The sequence below is a fragment of the Rhodanobacter humi genome (assembly GCF_041107455.1).
Taxonomy (GTDB): domain Bacteria; phylum Pseudomonadota; class Gammaproteobacteria; order Xanthomonadales; family Rhodanobacteraceae; genus Rhodanobacter_A.
Genome location: NZ_JBGBPY010000001.1, coordinates 2,733,726 through 2,754,090 on the forward strand (window position 1 = coordinate 2,733,726; position 20,365 = coordinate 2,754,090).

The window sequence follows — 20,365 nt, forward strand, 5'->3', positions numbered from 1 at the left end:
TTCGCAACCACAACATCTTGTGTCCGCTCTCAAGCGATCGGCCAAGCACTGGTGGGGTGGCGCCTTTCGAGGGGGCGGGTCCGGCAGTCGGTCAACATGGCGTTGCCGCGGTATCCAGCCCGCCACGCGCCGCAGCCGATGGTGCGGACCCACATCAACAACAGTAGTCATAAAAACAAGGCCGCAAGGCCGCACTGGGAGGTCAGGAAGCCGATGAGCACAGCGCGTGCGCCAGTCACGGGTTCGGAACTGCAACGCGACGCCGCCGCGGCGATCCCGCTGCAGCCCGCCTCGCAGGACATCTGGGACAAGAAATACCGCCTGCGTACCAAGGCCGGCGAGCCGGTCGACGCCGACATCGACGGCACCTGGCAGCGCGTGGCGCGTGCACTCTCCGAAGTGGAAACCACGCCCGAGCTGCGCGAGCACTGGAACGAACGCTTCCTGTGGGCGCTGCGCCGTGGCGCGATCCCGGCCGGTCGCATCACTTCCAACGCCGGCGCGCTGGAGCACAAGCCGGCCACCTCCACGATCAACTGCACCGTGTCCGGCACCATCCGCGATTCGATGGACGACATCCTGGAGAAGGTGCACGAAGCGGGCCTCACGCTGAAGGCCGGCTGCGGTATCGGCTACGAGTTCTCCACGCTGCGTCCGCGCGGCGCCTACGTGTCGGGCGCCGGTGCGTACACCTCGGGCCCGCTGTCCTTCATGGACATCTACGACAAGATGTGTTTCACCGTCTCGTCCGCCGGCGGCCGCCGCGGTGCGCAGATGGGCACGTTCGATGTGTCGCATCCCGACGTGAAGGAATTCATCCGCGCCAAGCGCGAGGATGGCCGCCTGCGCCAGTTCAATCTCAGCCTGCTCGTCACCGACGGCTTCATGCAGGCGGTGGAACACGACCACGACTGGCCGCTGGTGTTCCCGGTGCACGTCAAGGAACAGGACGAGGTCGACCTCGACGATCCGGCCAAGGTGGTGTGGCGCGAATGGCCCACCCACGAGAACTACGTCGACCGCGAAGATGGCCTGGTCGCCTGCAAGATCTACGGACACATCCGCGCGCGGCACCTGTGGGACATGATCATGGTCTCCACGTACGACTACGCGGAGCCCGGCTTCATCCTGATCGACAAGGTCAACGAGATGAACAACAACTGGTGGTGCGAGCACATCCGCGCTACCAACCCGTGCGGTGAGCAGCCCTTGCCGCCCTACGGCTCCTGCCTGCTCGGTTCGGTCAACCTCACCACCTTCGTGCGCGATCCGTTCGGGCCGAAGGCGCGCTTCGACTGGGACGAGTACCGCGAGGTGGTGAAGATCTTCACCCGCATGCTCGACAACGTGGTGGAGATCAACGGCCTGCCGCTGCAGCAGCAGCGCGACGAGATCATGGGCAAGCGCCGCCACGGCATGGGCTTCCTGGGCCTGGGCAGCACGATCACCATGCTCAAGCACCGCTACGGCTCGGCCGAGGCGGTGGCGTTCACCGAGGATGTCTCGCGCGAGATGGCCGTGGCCGGGTGGGAAGTGGCGCTGGATCTGGCGAAGGAAAAAGGCCCCGCGCCCATCCTCGCGAAGGACTACGTCATCACCGGCGACATGCTGCGCCGCCGCCCGGAAATGGTGCGCGACGGCTGGAAGGTCGGCGACGCCATTCCCGGCCGCGTGCTGCACGCGAAGTACAGCCGCTACATGCAGCGCGTCGCCGAGGTGGCGCCGAATCTGGTGGCCGAACTCGCCGAGACCGGCGCGCGCTTCACCCACCACAGCTCGATCGCGCCGACCGGCACCATCTCGCTGTCGCTGGCCAACAACGCCAGCAACGGCATCGAGCCAAGCTTCGCCCACCACTACTCGCGCAACGTGATCCGCGAAGGCAAGAAATCGAAGGAAAAAGTCGAGGTCTACAGCTACGAGCTGCTGGCCTACCGCGCGCTGATCAACGCGAACGCGCTGCCGTTCTCCGACGATCCGCAGACCAGGCTGCCGGACTACTTCGTGGCCGCCGACGACATCGGCCCGAAGCAGCACGTCGACATCCAGGCGGCCTCGCAGAAGTGGATCGATTCGTCGATCTCCAAGACCGCGAACGTGCCCACCGACTACCCCTACGAAGACTTCAAGGACATCTACTTCTACGCCTACAAGCAGGGCCTGAAAGGCTGCACCACCTTCCGCTTCAACCCCGCCGCCTTCCAGGGCGTGCTGGTGAAGGAGGCCGACCTTGCGAACACCCTCTACCACTTCGAACTGGAAGACGGTAGCGTTATCGAACTTCGAGGCAATGAAGAAGTGGAATACGACGGCGAGCTGCACACCGCGGCGAACCTGTTCGATGCCTTGAAGGAAGGGTATTACGGCAAGTTCTGACCCGAATCCACGAAGCAACGACCACTGCCCGAGGGGAACACCTGCATGTCCATCGATACCGATTTCGAAGTGAAAGACACCGTCACGCCGGACGCCCCTGCGGCGCCGGTCGTCGCCGCTCCGGTCGCCGCACCCGCGCCGGCCATGCCGGCCGCCGCGCCGAAGAAGGCAGCGAAGAAGGCCGCCAAGAAGAAGGCTGCGCCGAAGAAGGCCGCGGCCAAGAAGCCCGCCGCCAAGAAGGCGGCAGCGAAGAAGGCTCCGGCCAAGAAGAAGGCCGCCGCGAAGAAGACGGCGAAGAAGGCCGTGAAGAAGGCTGCCGCCAAGAAGACGGCGAAGAAGGCCGTCAAGAAGGCCGCGAAGAAAGTCGTGAAGAAGGCCGCCACCGCGAAGAAGGCGGTGAAGAAGGCCGCGAAGAAGGTTGCCGGCAAGGCGAAGAAAGTCGCCAAGAAAGCCGCAAAGAAGGTCAGCAGCAAGAAGACGGCGAAGAAAGCCGCTCCCAAGAAGACAGCCAAGAAGGCTGCCGTGAAGAAGGCCGCCAAGGCGGTCAAGAGGTCCACTGCCAGCAAGAAGGCGCCTGCCAAGGCGGCGAAGAAGCCCGCCAAGAAAGTCGCCCGCAAGAAGTAAGTCCCGAAACAGCCGGCCCGGCCACGCGCCGGGCCGGCTGTTTTTCTCTTAATTGGTCCAACCCGCAAATACGATGCGCGAACCGTTCGCCCTGAGCGTAGCGAAGCGGACGCGGGGAGCGGCCATGGAAGGCCGCAGCTCTGAGGAGCGAGGAAGTCGAAGGGCAACAGCGGAATCTTTGCAGGCCGGATCCATAGCTGCGCGCCGCCATCCATCCAGGAAGAACACCACACCATGGCGATCAAGATCGAAAAGAAGATCAAGGGCTACAACGTCGTCAAGCCCGAGGACAAGGCCGCGCCGGCCGCCACACCCGAAAAGGCCAAGGCCGCCGAGCCGCGCCAGGCCGAAGTCATCCAGATGCACGAGAGCCTGGAGCGTCCCGAGACGCTGATCGGCTCCACCTTCAAGATCAAGTCACCGCTGTTCGAGCACGCGCTGTACGTCACCATCAACGACATCGTGCTCAACGCCGGCACCAAGCACGAGCAGCGCCGCCCCTTCGAGATCTTCATCAACTCGAAGAACATGGACCACTTCCAGTGGATCGTGGCGCTCACCCGCATCCTCTCCGCCGTGTTCCGCAAGGGCGGCGATGTCACCTTCATCGTGGAAGAGCTGAAGGCCGTGTTCGACCCCCGCGGCGGCTACTTCAAGGCCGGCGGCGTCTACATGCCCAGCATCGTCGCCGAGATCGGCGGCGTGATCGAGCAGCACATGAAGAACATCGGCCTCATCCACGACCCCGAGATGAGCGACAGCCAGCGCGCCCTGATCGCCGAGAAGCGCGCCGCCTACGAGGCGGCCAGCGCAAAAAAAAACTCTGACGCCGGCACCGCCTCCCCCGTAGGAGCGGCTTCAGCCGCGACCGCCCCGGCCGAATCCGAAGCCGGCAGCTTCCCGCCCGGCGCCACGCTGTGCCACAAGTGCAACACCCAGGCACTGGTGCTGATGGATGGGTGCCAGACTTGCTTGAATTGTGGGTATTCGAAGTGCGGGTGAAGTAAGCCTTATTCGGAATCTGGTGTGAGTAAGCGTTTCGTGGGTTCGGCCTCCGCCTCTCTACTACTCCATCCCTGTCGGTAAAATCAGCGTCTTACAGCAACCTGGCCACCGCGCCGGGTTTGTTGCTTCTGGGGCACGGGGTCACCTGTGAAACAGCAGTCCCGCAGCCTCTCCCGTATAGTGGCATCCACTCAGTGACCCACGGAGGATCTATGAGCGAATGGGGATGGCCGGCAGCCACGGTGTTTGCGACGCTGGTGGGCCCGATCTTGGCCGTGCAGGCGCAAAAATGGGTTGAGCGTGCAAGGGAACGAAAACAACGCAAGTTGTGGGTTTTTCGCCAACTCATGGCCACGCGCGCTAACCGGCTCTCAATGGAGCATGTGCAGGCGCTGAACATGATTGACCTCGCGTTCTACGGGCGGCGTCCTTTCGGGGTCTACCTGCCAACAAAGACAGAAACTGCAGTCACGGATACGTGGCATGAGTACCTCGACCACCTCAGCACTCCGCAAACGGATGACGCTGCATGGGGAGCTCAGAGCGCAGAGCTATTCGCCAATATCTTGAGCGCGATGGCAAAGGATGTGGGTTACTCGTTTGAACGCGTCCAGCTTAAAAAGGGTGCTTATTCGCCCATAGCTCATGGTGCGCAAGAACAACAGTTTCGCGAGTTGCGCGTCGCTCTTGGCGAAGTGCTTGCCGGGGGGCGGTCCATCAAGATGGAAGTGACGGGCTTCCCTGTCAGTCAGGAGGCTGTGGATGCGCAAGTCAAATTGCAGGGCAAGCTAGCCGACGCATTGAGCGGGGCCGGCGCATTGCGCATCACGATGGTCAACAGCACTAACAAGGGCGACGTTGGATAGCGGGGTCGGTTCGGCGTGCTGGTCTTCCTCCAGCGCAGCGGCGGAAGCTGGAAGATCATCAAGATGGACGACACCCGCGGCTGTTCGTGAATCCGGCGGGAAGCGGTGTCAGGGACGTTTGCGCAAAAGGTGCCGGGGACGATTTCCGCGCTCATCGCCGCGCCTTCTGCAAGGACAAGGTCCGCACGATCAGCACGGCCAGCAGCGGAATGGCAATTGCGTAGACGTATTGCGTCCGTGACACGCCGATGCCAAACGGGAACCAGATGCCCGGCACGCCGAGTGGGTCGAGCAGCTCGCTGCCGAACAGCGCGGCCATGACCGCGGCCAGCGTGACGATCGCCAGGCTCCGCATCGGACCGCTGCGGACCATGCGCACGCCGATCACGACGAACAGCGCGATCGATGCCAGCCGGCTGGCACTGGTCCAGCTCGCCGAATGGATCGCGAAGCCGACCAACGCGGCGACCGCCAGTGCCAGCGCCGTCACATCGATGCTGCGCCACGGACGCGGGCACCAGCGGTTCCATGCCCATGTCCACGCGGCCACCGTCGGTATCCACATCACCGACGCCAGCCATGCATAGGTGGTCAGGTCCATCAGGTCGGTCCATGCGGTGATGGCATTGTTGAGGCGCCGGGCTGCCATCAGCGCGAGCGCGATACTGGCGAAGACCAGGAAACCCTTGCGACTGCTGCGTGACCGGTAGCCGAGCGCCAAGGCTATGACGGCCAGCATCGCGATCGGTTCGATCACCTCGACGATGTAGCCGGCGATGGTGCGCTGCCATTGCACACGGTGCAGCGCATCGCTGGTCGGTCGAGGCGCAAGGATGGGCGCGGTGTGCATGCCGCCGCCGTCGGCGCTGCTCGCCGAGCCGGAGTCCATGTAGGTGCGGATGGCGAGCACGCCGCGGCTGCCCGCTGCATCGGTGGGCAGGGCGAACTGCAGTGGCCGCGTGCCGACGACGCGCGGATCCGCGCCGAGTCGGCCCGATCCGCCCAGCAACCGGCCGTTCCAATACAGCTCGTAGCCGTCCTCGACGAGGGTGGGCCCGAGGACGTCCCACGACGCGTGCCCGGCCGGCACCGTCACCGCGCGCCGATACCAGGCGTAGCCGTGGTAGCCGGGATGGCCGTGCGCCATCCAGCCGCCCACGTAATCGGGCAGGCCCACGTCGCCGTCGTGGCTGCCAGGCAAGGCGGTCATGTCGATCGTCTCCCAAGCGCTCTCGTCGGTAGCGGCGTCCGCCCAGCGCGGGTCGTCGCCGACATGGAAGCGCCAGGTGCCATCGAGCAAGGTGGCGGCGGCGCGCAGCGGCTGCGGATCGGGACGGCCGCCGCTGGCCAGGTCGGCGATCACGATGACCAAGGCCAGCAGCGTCGCCGCGACGATGGCTATGAACAGCTTGCGTTGTGTCGGGTCGATCGGCGGCACAGTCGGCGGTACCGTTTTCCGGAGGCGGTGCGCATTATTGCAGGAGCCGACAGCGGTGCATTGCGCTGGCATGGGCCTGTGGCGTCTCCCGTCACCAGCGATTCGCCTGGGGCTGGCTTAGCGTGGCTGTTACCGGGTCCGGCTTGCCCGCAGATCGATTCGCCGACTCGCGGGGATCTTGGCAACGCACGCGTGCCGGGCCTGCGCCTCGGCCCCGTGTCGATCGTTGTGGCGGGCATCAGGGGCGCGGGAGGTACGCACAGCGGATTCACTTCCGAAGAGGAAGGCCGGATGCATAAAGCCTGGGCCACTCCGGACCCTCCGGGACGGGCGCGGCATCCAGGCGCCCGTCCCGCAGGACCGGCCCAGCGGGCATTCGGCGCATCAAGGCGCGTCGGCGCCCGCCTTGCCCACCCGGATGCGGCGCGGCGTGGTTTCAGGGCGCTTCGGTATCGTGATCTGCAGCACGCCGTTGCGCCCTGTTGCGGTGATGCCGTCCGGATCCGCGCTGTCGGGCAGGGCGAAGCGTCGATGGAAAGCCCCGTAGCGGCGTTCGACGCGGGTGAATTGCTCGGTGCTTTGCTCGACCTCGGCCTTGCGTTCCCCCTTGATGGTGAGCATCCCCTTGTCCATCTGCACCTCGATCGCATCCGGTTCGACGCCCGGGATATCAGCATAGAGGACGAACCGATGGGCCTCTTCCTTGATGTCGACGCGGGGAACCCATTGGCTAGTGACGACCGAGGAATCGTCGGACGAGGCGTTCTGGAAAAGGCCGCCCTCGAAGACCCTGTCGAAGAGTTGCTTGATCGGATCTTGCGCGGGTGAGTGGCCCGGCCAATCGGGCGTGCGTATCGATTTGCTGTTCATGGCAAAAACCTCCGCGGTAGACGGTTGCCGTGTGGGAAAGGTAGCCGCCTGTTGATGTTTCATGAGCCTTGGCTGTCGATGCAGGCTGCCGCCAGCACCTCCTTGCCGGGCAGTCGTGCGGGCGCTCAAAAAAAGCCTGCGTGCAGTGACAGGAGCACGCAGGCGAAAGGTGCACCCGAAGCCACGTCGCGTCGTGCGATGCGGAACGGTGCGGAGAATCAGGCAACCGCCTGCTGCTCGATCTGCCGGACTTTCGCCAGCGTCGCATCGTCGGTATTGATCTGGATCCGGCGTGGCTTCATGGCTTCGGGCAATTCGCGCTTGAGGCTGATGTTGAGCAGGCCGTCGGCGAGATGGGCATCGGTGACCCGGACGTGCTCGGCCAGTTCGAAGCGGCGGACGAACGGGCGGGAGGCGATGCCGCGATGCAGGTATTCGCCTTCGACGTCGTTTTTGCGTTCGCCCTTGACGACGAGCAGGTTCTCCTGCACGGAGATATCGATCTCGTCGCGCTTGAAGCCGGCCACCGCCATGCTGATGCGGTAGCGATCCTCGGAGAGCTTCATGGTGTCGAAGGGCGGCCAGTTGTCGGACGGTTGTGCCTGGGCCGCTTCGAGCAAGCCGAAAATGCGCTCGAAACCGATGCTGGAGCGATGGAGAGGTGAAAAATCAAGAACAGTGCGCATGGCCATATCCTCATGAGAGCAACATGGAAAAGGACTATTCGCCGCGCCGCGAACGGTCGCGGCCAGCCGGACCCGCGGCGTCCGGCGCGCAGCATTTTATGCACTGAAAAACACTTTTCAAGACCCCGCTTTCAGTCTTCGTTTAGCCATCCAGATGGCCGGGTCCGGCGGGCTCCGGGGTGGCCGTGGATGGTCCGAAGAAGTGTTCCGGTGCATCCGGATGGGGCAGCCACGGCCAGGCGACCCGAAAGGCGGGGCAGCTAATGCGCCAAGCTCTCTTCCACCGCGCTGAACGCCGATTTGCCGCCCAGCCGATCGTCCGGCATGCCGGTGGCGAACCAGACCACGCCGGTGCCGCGCTTGCGATCCACCCACAGCCCGGCCTGCAACCCGTAGGCGGAACCCGAATGCCCCACGCGCGGCACGCCATCGCCGAACGGGTCGTCGCGGCAGCCTTGCACCGGCGTGGCCAGCGTCTGCACGGCGAGGCCGTAGCGGCAGAAGAAGCCTTGGTCGACGTTGCCGCCGTCTTCCTCGTACGTCAGGCCGTCGCCGGGGCGGTATTGCCACTCGGGCGTGATCATCGCCTCGATGGAGCCGGGCTTGAGCAGGCGCTTGCCGTCGATGCGGCCGTCGCCGAGCAGCAGTTCGCCGATGCGCGCCAGCCCCTTGGCGGAAATGCGCAGGCCGCCCTGCGGCGAGAACAGCGCGCCGTTCTCGCCGGCGCGCCAGCGCGACAGGTCGCAGCTGCCGTCGCTGGCCGGCGTCACCGGGCAGGCGGGCTTGCGGCCGTGGTTGTCGTCCTTCACCGGCTCGCCGTCGGCGTCGTACAGCACCACCGCGCGGGCAGCGGTGGCGTCGCTGCACAGCGCCCAGTTGAAGCAGGCGTCTATGCCCAGCGGGTGCAGCACCAGGCGCGCCATCAGCTGGTCGAAGCGCTCGCCGGTGGCGCGCTCCATGATCTGCGCCACCAGCGGGAAGTTGAGGTTGGTGTAATGGAAGTAAGTGCCCGGCGCATGTTTCGTGTCCCAGGCGCGCGGGTCCTTGAGGATGTCGCGCAGCTCGCCGCCCAGCGGCGTCTGCCAGTAGCCGGCGGCGTCGGTGAGGCTGGAGCGGTGCGACAGCAGCAGGCGCAGGGTGATCGGCGTATCCGGGAAGGCCGGATTGCGCAGCCGCCAGCCGAGCAGGGTGGACGCGTCCGCATCGAGGTCGAGCTTGCCGGCCTCCACCAGCCGCATCACGCCCAGCGTGGTGACCAGCTTGGAGATCGAGGCGATGCGCACCGGGTCGTCGGCGGTGACCTTGCGGCCGGTGGCCAGGTCGGCATAGCCGTGCACGCGGATCGCGGTGATGCCGTCGCGGTCGAAGGCGACGCGCACCGTGGCGACGGGGCCGCCGGCCCACGCGTCAGCGCTCAGCAGCAGCAACAGGCAGGCGATCCAGCGTAAGAGCCTGCTCAATATCTCCGCGTGGCCCGCGCCGGGAGCTGTTTGCACGCAGGCCAAGGAAGAAGGAAGGAGTGGACGTCCGTCCACGACCGAGTGATGACGCAGGGATGCGGACAAACAGACCCGGCCCTTCGGGTTGCCTTGCCGTGGCCGCCATGCGGCAGCGCGCGGCTTGGCCTGACAGCCAGTCAGGCGCTGCGCCACGCACTACCACCTGACGGCCACGGCAAGGCAACGCGGGCTACGTGGAGATATTGAGCAGGCTCTAAAGCCATGGTCCGTTCCGCTCGGGCAACAGGGGACGAAGGGGATTAAGTCACACTGGGACGGCGATAGAAACCCGGGACCGGACCCGCGAGACGGCGGGAATCAGGAAATGCAGCCATCCCTGGAAACGAGATCGAGCCCGTTTGTTCCATGCGGGAGGCAAGCTCGCATCGCGGGGGCAAGACACCCGCCTCGCCCCCGCGGCCATTCAGCAGACAGCTTGCCGCGAGTAGGATGGCGCGATGCCGTGGGCCATCCTGGTCCGCGGACCCCTCGAACCCTGCCACCGGATATCCCCATGAACATGCATCGTCCCCTGCTTGTCGCCGCACTGGCCGCCGCTGCTGGCCTGGCTTTCGCTCCCGTGACGTCGTCGGCGCAGACCGCCGCCGCACCCGCCAGCAATCCGCTGGGCGGCAATCCGGTACCGGGCGTGTGCATGCTGTCGCGCGAGGCGGTGTTCGCGGAGTCCAAGGTGGGGCAGGCAGCGAGCGAGCGGCTGAAGCAGCTGGCGACGCAGCAGCAGTCGCTGCTGGAAAACCAGCGCAAGCCGCTGGATGCCGAGATCCAGGCCTTCCAGCAGAAGTCGTCCACGCTCACCGAGGCGCAGCGCCAGCAGCAGGGCCAAGCGCTGCAGCAGCGCATGCAGACCTTCCAGGGCCAGGTGAACGAGCTCGACCAGCGCATCCAGCTGACCCGCGGCAAGGTAATGCAGCAGATCGGCCAGCAGGCGCAGTCCATCGTCGAGAGCTCGTACAACAGCCACCACTGCGGCTTGCTGCTGAACCGCGACGCGGTGCTGGGCGGCAATACCACCAACGACCTCAGCAACGACGTGGTGCGTGGCCTGGACGCGAAGATCACCACGCTCAACTTCAATCTCGAACCGATGCCGAGCGGCACCGCCAAGTAAGCGCGTCGCGACGATGAGGGACGACGCGGCTGCGACGGGCACGCCGGTGCTCGTCCTGCCCGGCATCGGCGATTCCGGGCCGCAGCACTGGCAGAGCCTGTGGGAGGCGCGCAACCCCGCCTTCCGCCGGGTGATCCAGCGCGACTGGAATCGCCCGGTGTGCGCCGAGTGGGCGATCACGCTCGAACAGGCCGTGGCCGAATCCGGCGCCGACACCGTGCTGGTGGCGCACAGCCTAGGCAGCTTGCTGACGGCGCACTGGGCCGCCGGCACGAAGCGGCGCATCAAGGCGGCGCTGCTGGTGGCCGTGCCCGATCCCGCGGGGTCGGCCTTCCCCGCCGAGGCCGAGGGCTTCGCCGTCACGCGGCAGCCGCTGCCGTTTCCCAGCATCGTGGTGGCGAGCCGCAACGACCCGTATGCCGACATTGCCTGGTCACGCACCTGCGCCACGGCGTGGGGCAGCGAACTGGTCGACATCGGCGACGCCGGCCACATCAACGCCGCCAGCGGCCTGGGTGAGTGGCCGCAGGGCCTGGCGCTGCTGCAGCGCCTGATCGCCGCGGCGTGACGGCGCGCCGACGGGGCGTGGGGCCGGTGCTACAGTGACCGGCCCGTCCCCGCGTGGAGCCCCATCCATGACCAGCAGCGCCTTCTACCCCATCGGCATCCCCGGCACCCCGTGGGGCCCGACCGAGATCGCCCAATGGCGTGCGCGGCAGACGCGCAAGCGCAGCTACGCGGATGAAGTGCAAGCCCGCATCGAGGCGCTGCGCGCGCATTTCGACGTCAGCGAATACGGCCGGCTGGACTACGCGCCGGAGAGCTATCCGCTCTACGCGGTGCGCAGCCGCGGCTGGAGCGATGCGCTGCCCGTGATGCTGGTGACCGGCGGCGTGCACGGCTATGAGACCAGCGGCGCCCACGGTGCGCTGCAGTTCCTCGAGCGCGATGCCGCGCACTACGTGGGCCGCATCAACCTGCTGTGCGTGCCCTGCGTGAGTCCCTGGGGCTACGAGCGCATCCATCGCTGGAACCCGGATGCGCTCGATCCCAACCGCAACTTCCGCGAGCACAGCCCCGCGCAGGAATCGGCCGCGCTGTGGCAGTTGCTGGCGCCGCTGCGCGACGTGGCGCGCATGCACATCGACCTGCACGAGACCACCGACAGCGACGAGAGCGAGTTCCGCCCCGCGCTCGCGGCGCGCGACGGCAAGACCTGCGAGCCGGGCACCATCCCCGACGGTTTCTACCTGTGCGCGGACAGCGCGCGGCCGGAACCCGCGTTCCAGCAGGCGGTGATCGCGGCGGTGGCCAAGGTGACCCACATCGCGCCGGCCGATCCCGACGGCACCATCATCGGCTCGCCGGTGGTGGCGCATGGCGTGATCGAGTACGACTGCCGCAAGCTCGGCCTGTGCGCCGGCATCACCGACGCGCCTTGCCGCACCACCACCGAGGTCTACCCGGACAGCCCGCGCGCCACGCCCGCACAGTGCAACGACGCGCAGGCCGCGGCGATTCGCGCGGCGATCGACTACGCGCTGGCGCATGGCTGACCCGCCGGCGTCGGCCATCGGCGCCGAATCTGTGCGAGCATTCCGGTTCCCCACCGCAGCGACGCGAACCCGCCATGAAATTCCTGCTGATGGTCTACAGCGACGATGCCTTGCTGGACGCCTTGCCGCCGGGCGAATTCGACACGCGCATGCACGCCTGCATCACCCACGCGGACGAGTTGCGCGCCGAAGGACGGCTGCTCGACGCGCAGCAGCTGGAGGCGCCGGCCACCGCGAAGTCGGTGCGCACCCGGCTGGGCAAGACCGTGGTGCTGGATGGCCCGTTTGCGGAGACCAAGGAATACCTCGCCGGCTTCAACCTGGTCGAGGCGGACAGCGTGGAAGAGGCGGTGCGCATGGCCGCCGAACTGCCGTGGGCGCAGACCGGCTGCATCGAGGTGCGGCCGCTGCGCGACTTCGACGCGGTGCGCCGGCGCGTGGGCGCCTGACCGCTGCGCCCGGTTTCCCGCCGCGGCGTCAGTGCCGGACGAGTTCCGACTCGACCACCATGTCCAGCACGTAGGCGTCCGGCGAGGTGTCGGCGGGCGGATGCTTCACCGTGTAGCGCTGCACGCGCAGCACGTTGCGCACGCCGGGCTGGTGCGTGTAGCCCTCGATCCCCTGCAGCAGCAGATGCCAGTTGCCCGGCGTGCCGGTCTTGAGGCCGTTCGCGCCGTAGTGCAGCTCGCGCACGTCCAGGCACTGCGCGCCCGGCATCCGTGGGTGGTTGCACGGCACGGCCTGCGGCGCCACTTCGAGGAATTCGGTGACGCCGGGGCCGCCGTAGCGGGTCGCGGGCGTGGGGATGCCGGTGAAAACGAGGGTGTCTCCGGCGGTGGTGTGCAATCGCAGCAGAGGGTTGTCGCCGCTGCGCGTGACGGTGATCGTGGGCCTGACGCTCAGGCGTACGCCGATCAGGCTGTCCAGCCGGTTCAGCGCGAAATTGGCGCAGGCCATCATGGTGTGCATCATCGGGCCGACCACGAGTTGCCCGTTCTCGATGCGATAGCTGCCGCCCATGCCGTTGCAGCTGTTGCGCACACTGATGCGGTCGCTGCCGAAATCGAGCTCCAGCGGCTTGTCCGGGCGCACGAACAGCGCGTCCATGCGTTGGCCGCTGCGGTCGGTGGCTTGCGTCAGATGCCAATGGTAGCCGGCGAGCAGCGCGGCATCCGGCGTGGCGGCCTTCGATGTCGCGCCAGCCGCCGCCCCGCGCGGCGGCGTCGCCTGGGTGCTGCTGGCGGCCGGCGCGATGGTGTAGGTGGCGAAGGCCAGCGACAGCAGCAACAGGTGGACGCGCATGGTGTTCTCTCGGTGAGGGGCGCAGCGTCCGAGCATATGCCATGCAATGCGTTACGGCGATGTCGCGGCAGTACGCCCGTTGGCGGACAATGCCGCTCCTGTCCGCGACACGAATGCTGCGAGGCGCTCATGCTGAAGATGATCGGTTTTGACGGCGACGACACGCTGTGGCGCAGCGAGGATTATTACCGCGACGCCAATGCCGAGTTCGCCGCCATCGTGGGCGTTTACGCCGACCTCGCCGACGCCGCGGTGCACGAGCGCATGCTGGCCACCGAGCGCGGCAATCTCGCGCTGTTCGGCTACGGCGCCAAGGGCATGACGCTGTCGATGGTGGAGACCGCGATCGCGCTCAGCGAGGGGCGCATCGGCGCGCGGGACATCCACCGCATCGTGGCGATCGGCAAGCGCGTGCTGCAGCACCCGGTGGAACTGCTGCCCGGCATCCGCGAGGCGGTGGCGGCGGTGGCCGCGGGCCACGCGGTGGTGCTGATCACCAAGGGCGACCTGTTCCACCAGGAGAAGAAGGTGGCCGAGTCGGGCCTGGCCGAACTGTTCCGCCGCATCGAGATCGTCTCGGAGAAGGACACGCGCACGTATCGGCGCCTGCTGGCCGAGTTCGGCATCGCGGCGCACGAGTTCGCGATGGTGGGCAACTCGTTGCGCTCGGACATCGAGCCGGTGCTGCGCCTGGGTGGCTGGGGCGTGCACATGCCCTATCACGTGACCTGGGCGCACGAGCTGGAGAACGGCCTGGACGCCAGCGATGCGCCGCGCATGCGCGCGGTGGCGGATGCGGCGGAGATTCCCGCCGCGCTGGCGCAGCTGGACGCGTTGGCCGCGGCCTGATGGCGACACTGCCGCGGCTGGTGCTGGACACCAACGTCTGCCTCGACCTGTTCGTGTTCGGCGACGCGTCGTGCGCGACGCTGCGCGATGCGCTGCGCGCGGGCGCGGTGCAGGCGGTGACCGACGCGGCTTGCCGCGACGAATGGCTGCGCGTGCTGGGCTATCCGCAACTGGCGCTGGATGCGGCGCGGCGCGCGGCGGCCGTTGCCGCGTTCGACGAATCGGTGCGCCTGCTGCCGACAGCGGGACGACCTGTCGTTCCGGCGATGCCGAAACTGCCGCGCTGCGCCGATCCCGACGACCAGCGGTTTCTCGAACTGGCGCAGGCGAGCGGCGCGCAATGGCTGCTCAGCCGTGACCGTGAACTGTTGAAGCTGGCGCGACGCACGCGGCGCGAGCACGGCTTCGACATCCTCACGCCGCAGGCGTGGACGCGGGTTTACTCGGCCGGCGCCGCGTCGGCGAAGCCGGTGTAGTCCTCCGGGAACACCGGCGTGCCGTCCTCCTCCAGCGCCAGCACCGCGGCCAGCGCGTCGGCGGCGGCGTGTTCGGCCACGTCCTGCTGGCGGAAGCTGCGGTTCTCGCAGATCGCGTAGTACGCCGGGAAGCCGTGGCCGTGCGGCACCACCGCCAGCCACGCCGTGTAGCGCGAGCCTTCGAGACTGGCGCCGGAGCGCACGGTGTAATCCGGGAATTCGCGTTCGGCCATCGTCATCGTCCGGGCAGCAGCTTGCGGTGGGCGCACAGTGTACGCGCTGCGTAGACGGCGGTTGTGCCAGCTTGTGCGCGTCGCGGCTGCCGGAGCCTGCCATGCCCGTGCCTTATCGCATCGATTGCCCGTATTGCGGCGAGATCATCGAGCTGCTGCTGGACGAGTCGGTGGACGACCAGTGCTACATCGAGGACTGCGCGGTGTGCTGCCGGCCGATCGCGCTGGCGGTGGCGTTCGACGCGGACGGCGTGCCGCGGGTGCAGGCGGCGCGCGAGGACGGGATCTGACGGGACGGAGCCTGTTCGACATCGCCGCAAGGCAGGCCGAAGGGCCGGGTGGTGGAAGCGCGGTGCATCGCGCCGGCGGCGCGGGTCGTGGCCCGCGGCCCACGCTAGCCGGATTGCACCTCGTCTTCCAGCGGCACCACGTCGTGGAAGACGCCGTAGTCGATGATGTTGAGGCCGTGCCCGTCGTCGGTGACGAGGTCGGCGTAGCGGTGGTTCCAGCGCAGATCGTCGTGGCGCCACTGGTGGCGCGCCAGCATGGATTGCGAGGTGGTTTCGTCGATGCCTTCGATGGTCAGCAGAAAGAGCGTCTGCGTCTGCTCCATCGCCTCGGCGCTGACGCCGTACAGCGGACTGCTCTCGTCGATCACGTGCATCAGCAGCCAGCTGAGGATGAAGATCGGATGGCGGTCGCGCACCAGCTTCAGGTCGTGGATCTTGCGCAGCTTCAGCCCCTCGGGCGAAGTCTCCAGGCGGATCATGTGCAGTTGGGCGTATGCCTCGCTGATCAGGTTCTGCCGCATGTTGGCCGCGCGTATCATCAGCGTCTGCCGGCCGTCGACGGTGCGCACGACCGGATTGCTGGCGAAGGTCATCCGGGCGCGCGGCCGCGAGAAGCGCGCGAAGATCAGCCCGGTGGTCACCGCGATGCAGGCCATGCCGGTGAAGATTTCCAGCGTGGCGACGCAGTGCGCATAGAGGGTCTGCGGGTGCATGTCGCCGTAGCCGACCGTGGCCAGGGTTTCCACGCTGAAGAAGAACGCGCCGCCGAAGCCGCGCGGAAACTGGTTCGCGATCGGGTGCTCGCCGAGCAGGTAGAGCGAAGCGAAGATCGCATTGAGCAGCAGGAAGGCCGCGCCGGCGGTCAGGAAGAATACCGGCCAGCGCACGGTCAGGGCGTGGTGGTAGATGTCGTCCCAGAGTCGCTGGGACAGGCCGCGGCTGACGAATGGCCGACCGCCGATGGTGATGATCCGCGGTCGGCGCCGCAGGGGCAGCAGGTGTTTGAGGTTCATGGCGGCGGCGACATCCCGGCAGGTGTGGCGAGGGTGGAACCTAGGCGATCGCGAAGTCGGCCGCGTCGACCACGCCGATGCCCTGCGACTGCAGGCTGGCGCGGGTGGCATCGTCGGAGTCCGGCGTGACCGGTCGGCTGAGGTCCCATGCGAGCCAGGCGCGGAAGCCCAGCGCGACGGCATCCTGCGCCGTCCACAGCACGCAGACATCGCGCGCCAGGCCGCACACCAGCACTTCCTCCACGCCACGCTCGCGCAACCAGCCGGCGAGGCCGGTGGCGGGGCGACTGCCTTGCGGGCCGTGGTTTTCGCGGAACGCGCTGTAGGAGTCCACCTGCGGGTCGCTGCCCTTGCGTAGGATCAGGTCCGCCGCCGACCAGTCGATATCCGGATGCAGCGCCGCGCCCGGCGTGCCCTGCATGCAGTGGTCCGGCCACAGCGTCTGCGGCTGGCCGTGCAGCGCGATCTGCTGGAACGGCTGCGTGTCCGGATGCGAACTGGCGAAGGAGGCATGGCCCGCCGGGTGCCAGTCCTGCGTCGCCACCACGTGGCGGAAGCGGCGCGCGCGCAGCAGGCGGGCTATGCCGGGCACGATCGCGTCGCCTTCGTGGCAGGCCAGCGCGCCACCGGGCATGAAATCCGGCTGCACGTCGACCACGATCAGGGCGGTGCGTTCGTTGATGGCGGGAGACATGGCGAACCTGCGCGCGGCGGGAAGGCGGAAGTCTAGCGCGCAGGCATAATGCAGGTTGATGAGAGCGGAACAGGGCGCGATGAACTACGACCAATCGTGGATGGGCTATGGCTGGATCGGCGGCATGCAGGCCGGTGCGATCAGCGCCGTGGCCGGCGTCGTGCTGTACCTGCTGTTCCACTGGCTTGGCCGTCGCAACGGCTGGAGCGATGCGCGCCGGGTCGGCTGGGCGTATTTCGCCGCGCTGGTGCTCAGCGCCCGTGTCGACACGTGGAACCTGTTCTACTTCAACTACGGGCGGCTGCAGTCGCTGCAGCTGCTCAGCGCCAAGCTGGCCGAAGTGCACGACCCCGACGGCATCGGCACTCGCGTGCTGTGCGAGCTGATCGGCGGCGCCGTTGGCGTGTTCGCGGCCTGGGTGGTCTGCGGCGGGCACTGGCGGCGTTGAATGTAGGGCGACCGTAGGAGCGGCTTCAGCCGCGACGGGCAACGCGAAGAATCGCGGCTGAAGCCGCTCCTACGCCGCTCCTACAGCAGCGGATCGAACAGCCGCGCCACGTGCATCGCCACCCGGCGCAGGTAGGGGGCGTCGAGATATTCGCCGGCTTCCACGGTGCGGGCCTTGGCGAAGTCGGCTTCGAGCATGGCCTCGACCTGTCCGGCGAAGTCGTGGTCCAGCACCAGCGCGCTGGCTTCGAAGTTGAGCCGGAACGAGCGACTGTCGAGATTGATGCTGCCCACCGCGGCGCAGTCGTCATCGACCAGCAACACTTTCTGGTGCACGAAGCCGGGCTGGTAGCGGAGCATGCGCACGCCGCCGCGCAGCGCGTGGTGGGCATGCAAGGTGGAGGCGAGGAACACGGTGCGGTGGTCGGGCCGTGCCGGGATCAGCACGCGCACGTCCACGCCACGCAGCACGGCGAGGCGCAGCGCGGCGCGCACCGCACTGTCGGGCACGAAGTAGGGTGTGGTGAGCCAGACGCGCCGGCGCGCCGCGTTGATCGCGGCGGTGAAGAACAGCGAGCCGGTTTCCTGCGGGTCGGCCGGGCCGCTCGCCACCACCAGCACGCGGGCGTCGCCGTCGGCAGGCGGCGCCGGATGCAACGGCGGCGGCGCGCCGGTGATCCACAGCCAGTCGTCGGCGAACAGCTGCTGCAGGTCGGCCACCGCGGGGCCGCGGATTTCCAGATGCGTGTCGCGCCACGGCGCCAACGGCGGTTTCAGGCCCAGGTATTCGTCGCCCACGTTGAGGCCGCCGATGAAGGCGCGCGCACCGTCCACCACCACGATCTTGCGGTGGTTGCGGAAATTGAGCTGGAAGCGGTTGCGCCAGCGATGGGTGGCGAACGGATGGATCGCCACGCCGCCCGCGCGCAGCGTCTCCACGTAGCGGCGCGGCAAGTCGTGGCTGCCCACACCGTCGTACAGCACGCATACGCGCACGCCGGCGGCGGCGCGTTCCAGCAGCGCCTGCTGCATGCGCCGGCCCAGGCCGTCGTCATGGAACACGAAGAACTGCACCAGCACGGTGTGGCGCGCCTCGGCGATCGCGCCGAGGATGGCGTCGAAGGTGGCGTCGCCGTCGACCAGCAGGCGCAGCCGGTGGCCTTCGCGGAACGGGCGGCCCTGCATCGCCACCATCGCGGCGTAGCGGCCGGTGCCGTCGTCCGCCGGCACGGGCCGCGCGCGCGGCGCGGCGCTGTGGTGGGTATGCAGGTAGCCGTGGAAGCGACTCGCACCCAGGAACAGGTAGGGCACCAGGGTGAGTTCGGGCAGCAGCAGCAGGCCGAGCACCCAGGCGATCGTGCCCTGCGGCGTGCGTGTGTGCATCAGTGCGTGCGCGGCGGCGAGGATGCCGAGCGCGTGCAGCAGCAGGACGACGGCGCCGATCAGGCTGAGGGTCATGCGATCCCGGGTGCGTGTCAGGAGCGTGGGCGGTAGAAATCAGCCGGGCTGCGAAGGCTGCCATGCGGTGCATATTTCCGCCGCTTCTTGCCCCATGGAACCACTATGGGGCGGCGAAGCGTCGAAAATCTACCCTCGCATGGCAGCCTTTTCGCCTCGAATGCTTCCACCGCCCACGCTCCTAATCCGCCAGCAACTGGTCGGCCACGGCGCGCGCCTGCTGGCGGATTTCCGGCATCGCGGTGGACTCCCACAGCGTACCGCGCAACAGGCTGCCGATGGCGAACAGCCGCGGCCAGGCGCCGCCCTCGTGCAGCAGCCGGCCCTGCGGCGTGGCCTGGCAGCCCAGCCCCAGCGGGTCGGGCAGCACGTGCCGGTTCACCACCAGCTGGCGCATCAGCGGATGCGGCGTGCGCGCCACGTCGAAATCCATGCCCACCGACTGCACCACCAGGTCCGCGTGCAGCAGCTCGTGCGCGCCGCCGCCGTGCGGGTGAAGTTCGAGGCGCAGGCCGTCGCCGTCCGGCTCGACACGATGCACATGGCCGCGTTGGCGGTGCAGGCGGCCCGCCTGCTCCAGCGCGGCGAGGCCTTCGGCCACCAGCGGCGGCATGCGGTGGCGCGCACGTTCCCAGGCCCAGCGCGCATGACGCTGGAATCGCCGGCGCTGCTCCGGCGACAGTGCGGCCCACAGCGTCGGCGTGTGCGGGCGCAGGCTGTCGAGCACGCTGCGCCAGTCCTCTTCCTGCGCGATTGCCTCGCGCAGCAGGTGCAGCCAGCGGCGCACCTCAGGCGCGTCCAGCATGGCTTCGATCAGCTCGGCGCTGTCGCCGCTGGGCAGCGCGGTGCTGCGCAGGTGCGGCTCGGGCAGCAGGCCGTGGCGCGAGATCGCGGTGAAGCGGGTGGCGGGCCAGCGCGCGGCCAGTTCCAGCAGCACGTCGGCGGCGGTGAGGCCCAGGCCGATCACCGCCACGTGGGCGGGCGCCGCGGCAGGCGGCGCGGCCAGCAGCGGCCAGGGGTCGACCACGTAGCGGCCGCTGGCCAGCGCGCCGGCGTCGACGCCGGCCAGCGGCTGCGTCGGCAGCGCGCCGATCGCCAGCACCGCGGCGTCCACGCGGCGGCCTTCCTCGCCGCGGAACACGGTGACGCCATCGGCCTCGGGCACCACGGCGTCGGCGGCGAACGGCACGATCTGCACGTCGTGGCCGTGCACCTTGCCCAGTGCCAGCGCGCGCGCCACCTCGGCCTCGAGGTAGTCGCCGTAGCGCCGGCGCGGCAGGAAGTCGGTGCCGGCGACGGACGGGTCCTCGCGCTGCACGAAGTCGAGGAAGCCCTGCGGCTTGCCGGCGAACATGCCCATCGAGGCTGCGCGCACGTTCAGCAGGTGGCGGTCGGAACGCGTGGCGTAGGCCACGCCGCGTGCCGGCGTGCCGCCGCCGGTGTACCAGTCCAGGTGCAGCGTCTGCGGCGGCTGGCGTTCCAGCAGCTCGCCGAGCAGCGCGGCGGCCGCGGCGCCGCCGCCGATGATGGCGACACGTCGATGCATGCGTTGCT

22 protein-coding genes are annotated in these 20,365 nt (G+C 68.0%); 12 read left to right on the forward strand and 10 right to left on the reverse strand.

Annotated features, from left to right (window positions below; all coding sequences use genetic code 11):
• Positions 1–213: 213 nt before the first annotated feature.
• From AB7878_RS11995 to AB7878_RS12010, 4 genes are all read left to right on the forward strand, one after another.
• The gene (locus AB7878_RS11995) at positions 214–2,376 is read left to right on the forward strand and encodes an adenosylcobalamin-dependent ribonucleoside-diphosphate reductase (protein ID WP_369494590.1); all 2,163 of its coding nucleotides are present in this window, start codon (positions 214–216) and stop codon (positions 2,374–2,376) included.
• Between the two features lie 45 nt (positions 2,377–2,421).
• Positions 2,422–3,000 (forward strand): hypothetical protein, encoded by a 579-nt coding sequence (locus tag AB7878_RS12000; RefSeq protein WP_369494591.1) that lies wholly within the window; start codon positions 2,422–2,424, stop codon positions 2,998–3,000.
• A 234-nt stretch (positions 3,001–3,234) separates the two neighbouring features.
• Complete coding sequence (locus AB7878_RS12005) at positions 3,235–4,002, forward strand: TSCPD domain-containing protein (protein WP_369494592.1); 768 nt, start codon at positions 3,235–3,237, stop codon at positions 4,000–4,002.
• A 215-nt stretch (positions 4,003–4,217) separates the two neighbouring features.
• The gene (locus tag AB7878_RS12010; RefSeq protein ID WP_369494593.1) at positions 4,218–4,871 is read left to right on the forward strand and encodes a DUF6680 family protein; all 654 of its coding nucleotides are present in this window, start codon (positions 4,218–4,220) and stop codon (positions 4,869–4,871) included.
• Positions 4,872–5,022: 151 nt separating this feature from the next.
• Here the strand turns inward: AB7878_RS12010 and AB7878_RS12015 are convergent, their stop codons facing one another.
• The 4 genes from AB7878_RS12015 to AB7878_RS12030 all read right to left on the reverse strand — a co-directional run bounded on the left by AB7878_RS12015 (position 5,023) and on the right by AB7878_RS12030 (position 9,325).
• Entirely contained in the window at positions 5,023–6,309 is a 1,287-nt protein-coding gene (locus tag AB7878_RS12015) for a glycoside hydrolase family 2 (protein ID WP_369494594.1), read from the reverse strand.
• Positions 6,310–6,693: 384 nt separating this feature from the next.
• On the reverse strand, positions 6,694–7,179 hold the full coding sequence (locus tag AB7878_RS12020; RefSeq protein WP_369494595.1) for an Hsp20/alpha crystallin family protein: 486 nt from the start codon (positions 7,177–7,179) through the stop codon (positions 6,694–6,696).
• Between the two features lie 218 nt (positions 7,180–7,397).
• Positions 7,398–7,865: an Hsp20 family protein gene (locus tag AB7878_RS12025; protein WP_369494596.1), complete on the reverse strand. Its 468-nt coding sequence runs from the start codon at positions 7,863–7,865 to the stop codon at positions 7,398–7,400.
• A gap of 260 nt (positions 7,866–8,125) precedes the next feature.
• A complete protein-coding gene (locus AB7878_RS12030) occupies positions 8,126–9,325 on the reverse strand; it encodes a serine hydrolase domain-containing protein (RefSeq protein ID WP_369494597.1) in 1,200 nt (399 codons plus the stop codon).
• 553 nt (positions 9,326–9,878) lie between these two features.
• Between AB7878_RS12030 and AB7878_RS12035 the strand changes: the two genes are divergently transcribed.
• The 4 genes from AB7878_RS12035 to AB7878_RS12050 all read left to right on the forward strand — a co-directional run bounded on the left by AB7878_RS12035 (position 9,879) and on the right by AB7878_RS12050 (position 12,498).
• Positions 9,879–10,493: an OmpH/Skp family outer membrane protein gene (locus AB7878_RS12035; protein ID WP_369494598.1), complete on the forward strand. Its 615-nt coding sequence runs from the start codon at positions 9,879–9,881 to the stop codon at positions 10,491–10,493.
• 13 nt (positions 10,494–10,506) lie between these two features.
• Entirely contained in the window at positions 10,507–11,061 is a 555-nt protein-coding gene (locus AB7878_RS12040; protein WP_369494599.1) for an RBBP9/YdeN family alpha/beta hydrolase, read from the forward strand.
• 67 nt (positions 11,062–11,128) lie between these two features.
• Positions 11,129–12,049: a M14 family metallopeptidase gene (locus AB7878_RS12045; protein ID WP_369494600.1), complete on the forward strand. Its 921-nt coding sequence runs from the start codon at positions 11,129–11,131 to the stop codon at positions 12,047–12,049.
• Between the two features lie 74 nt (positions 12,050–12,123).
• Positions 12,124–12,498: a YciI family protein gene (locus AB7878_RS12050; protein ID WP_369494601.1), complete on the forward strand. Its 375-nt coding sequence runs from the start codon at positions 12,124–12,126 to the stop codon at positions 12,496–12,498.
• 28 nt (positions 12,499–12,526) lie between these two features.
• Here the strand turns inward: AB7878_RS12050 and AB7878_RS12055 are convergent, their stop codons facing one another.
• Positions 12,527–13,351: a DUF4377 domain-containing protein gene (locus AB7878_RS12055; RefSeq protein WP_369494602.1), complete on the reverse strand. Its 825-nt coding sequence runs from the start codon at positions 13,349–13,351 to the stop codon at positions 12,527–12,529.
• 129 nt (positions 13,352–13,480) lie between these two features.
• Between AB7878_RS12055 and AB7878_RS12060 the strand changes: the two genes are divergently transcribed.
• Together AB7878_RS12060 and AB7878_RS12065 are read left to right on the forward strand one after the other, a co-directional pair.
• Positions 13,481–14,200 carry an HAD family hydrolase gene (locus AB7878_RS12060; protein WP_369494603.1) on the forward strand — a complete coding sequence of 240 codons (720 nt, stop codon included), beginning with the start codon at positions 13,481–13,483 and terminating at the stop codon, positions 14,198–14,200.
• On the forward strand, positions 14,200–14,676 hold the full coding sequence (locus tag AB7878_RS12065; RefSeq protein WP_369494604.1) for a putative toxin-antitoxin system toxin component, PIN family: 477 nt from the start codon (positions 14,200–14,202) through the stop codon (positions 14,674–14,676). Before AB7878_RS12060 ends, AB7878_RS12065 begins: the two co-directional genes overlap by 1 nt.
• On the opposite strand, the gene AB7878_RS12070 is transcribed toward AB7878_RS12065, so the two are convergent.
• Positions 14,640–14,909, reverse strand: a complete 270-nt coding sequence (locus AB7878_RS12070) for a hypothetical protein (RefSeq protein ID WP_369494605.1) — start codon at positions 14,907–14,909, stop codon at positions 14,640–14,642. The genes AB7878_RS12065 and AB7878_RS12070 overlap by 37 nt on opposite strands.
• Positions 14,910–15,010: 101 nt before the next feature.
• Between AB7878_RS12070 and AB7878_RS12075 the strand changes: the two genes are divergently transcribed.
• Positions 15,011–15,199 (forward strand): CPXCG motif-containing cysteine-rich protein, encoded by a 189-nt coding sequence (locus tag AB7878_RS12075; protein WP_369494606.1) that lies wholly within the window; start codon positions 15,011–15,013, stop codon positions 15,197–15,199.
• 104 nt (positions 15,200–15,303) lie between these two features.
• Here the strand turns inward: AB7878_RS12075 and AB7878_RS12080 are convergent, their stop codons facing one another.
• Positions 15,304–16,212 (reverse strand): ion channel, encoded by a 909-nt coding sequence (locus AB7878_RS12080; protein ID WP_369494607.1) that lies wholly within the window; start codon positions 16,210–16,212, stop codon positions 15,304–15,306.
• A 40-nt stretch (positions 16,213–16,252) separates the two neighbouring features.
• Positions 16,253–16,906: a bifunctional nicotinamidase/pyrazinamidase gene (gene pncA, locus AB7878_RS12085; RefSeq protein ID WP_369494608.1), complete on the reverse strand. Its 654-nt coding sequence runs from the start codon at positions 16,904–16,906 to the stop codon at positions 16,253–16,255.
• A gap of 79 nt (positions 16,907–16,985) precedes the next feature.
• Between pncA and AB7878_RS12090 the strand changes: the two genes are divergently transcribed.
• Positions 16,986–17,354, forward strand: coding sequence for a hypothetical protein (locus AB7878_RS12090; protein ID WP_369494609.1), 369 nt, complete (start codon positions 16,986–16,988; stop codon positions 17,352–17,354).
• An 80-nt stretch (positions 17,355–17,434) separates the two neighbouring features.
• On the opposite strand, the gene cls is transcribed toward AB7878_RS12090, so the two are convergent.
• Together cls and AB7878_RS12100 are read right to left on the reverse strand one after the other, a co-directional pair.
• Complete coding sequence (cls, locus tag AB7878_RS12095; RefSeq protein WP_369494610.1) at positions 17,435–18,811, reverse strand: cardiolipin synthase; 1,377 nt, start codon at positions 18,809–18,811, stop codon at positions 17,435–17,437.
• 181 nt (positions 18,812–18,992) lie between these two features.
• Complete coding sequence (locus AB7878_RS12100; protein WP_369494611.1) at positions 18,993–20,357, reverse strand: FAD/NAD(P)-binding protein; 1,365 nt, start codon at positions 20,355–20,357, stop codon at positions 18,993–18,995.
• Between the last annotated feature and the right edge of the window lie 8 nt (positions 20,358–20,365).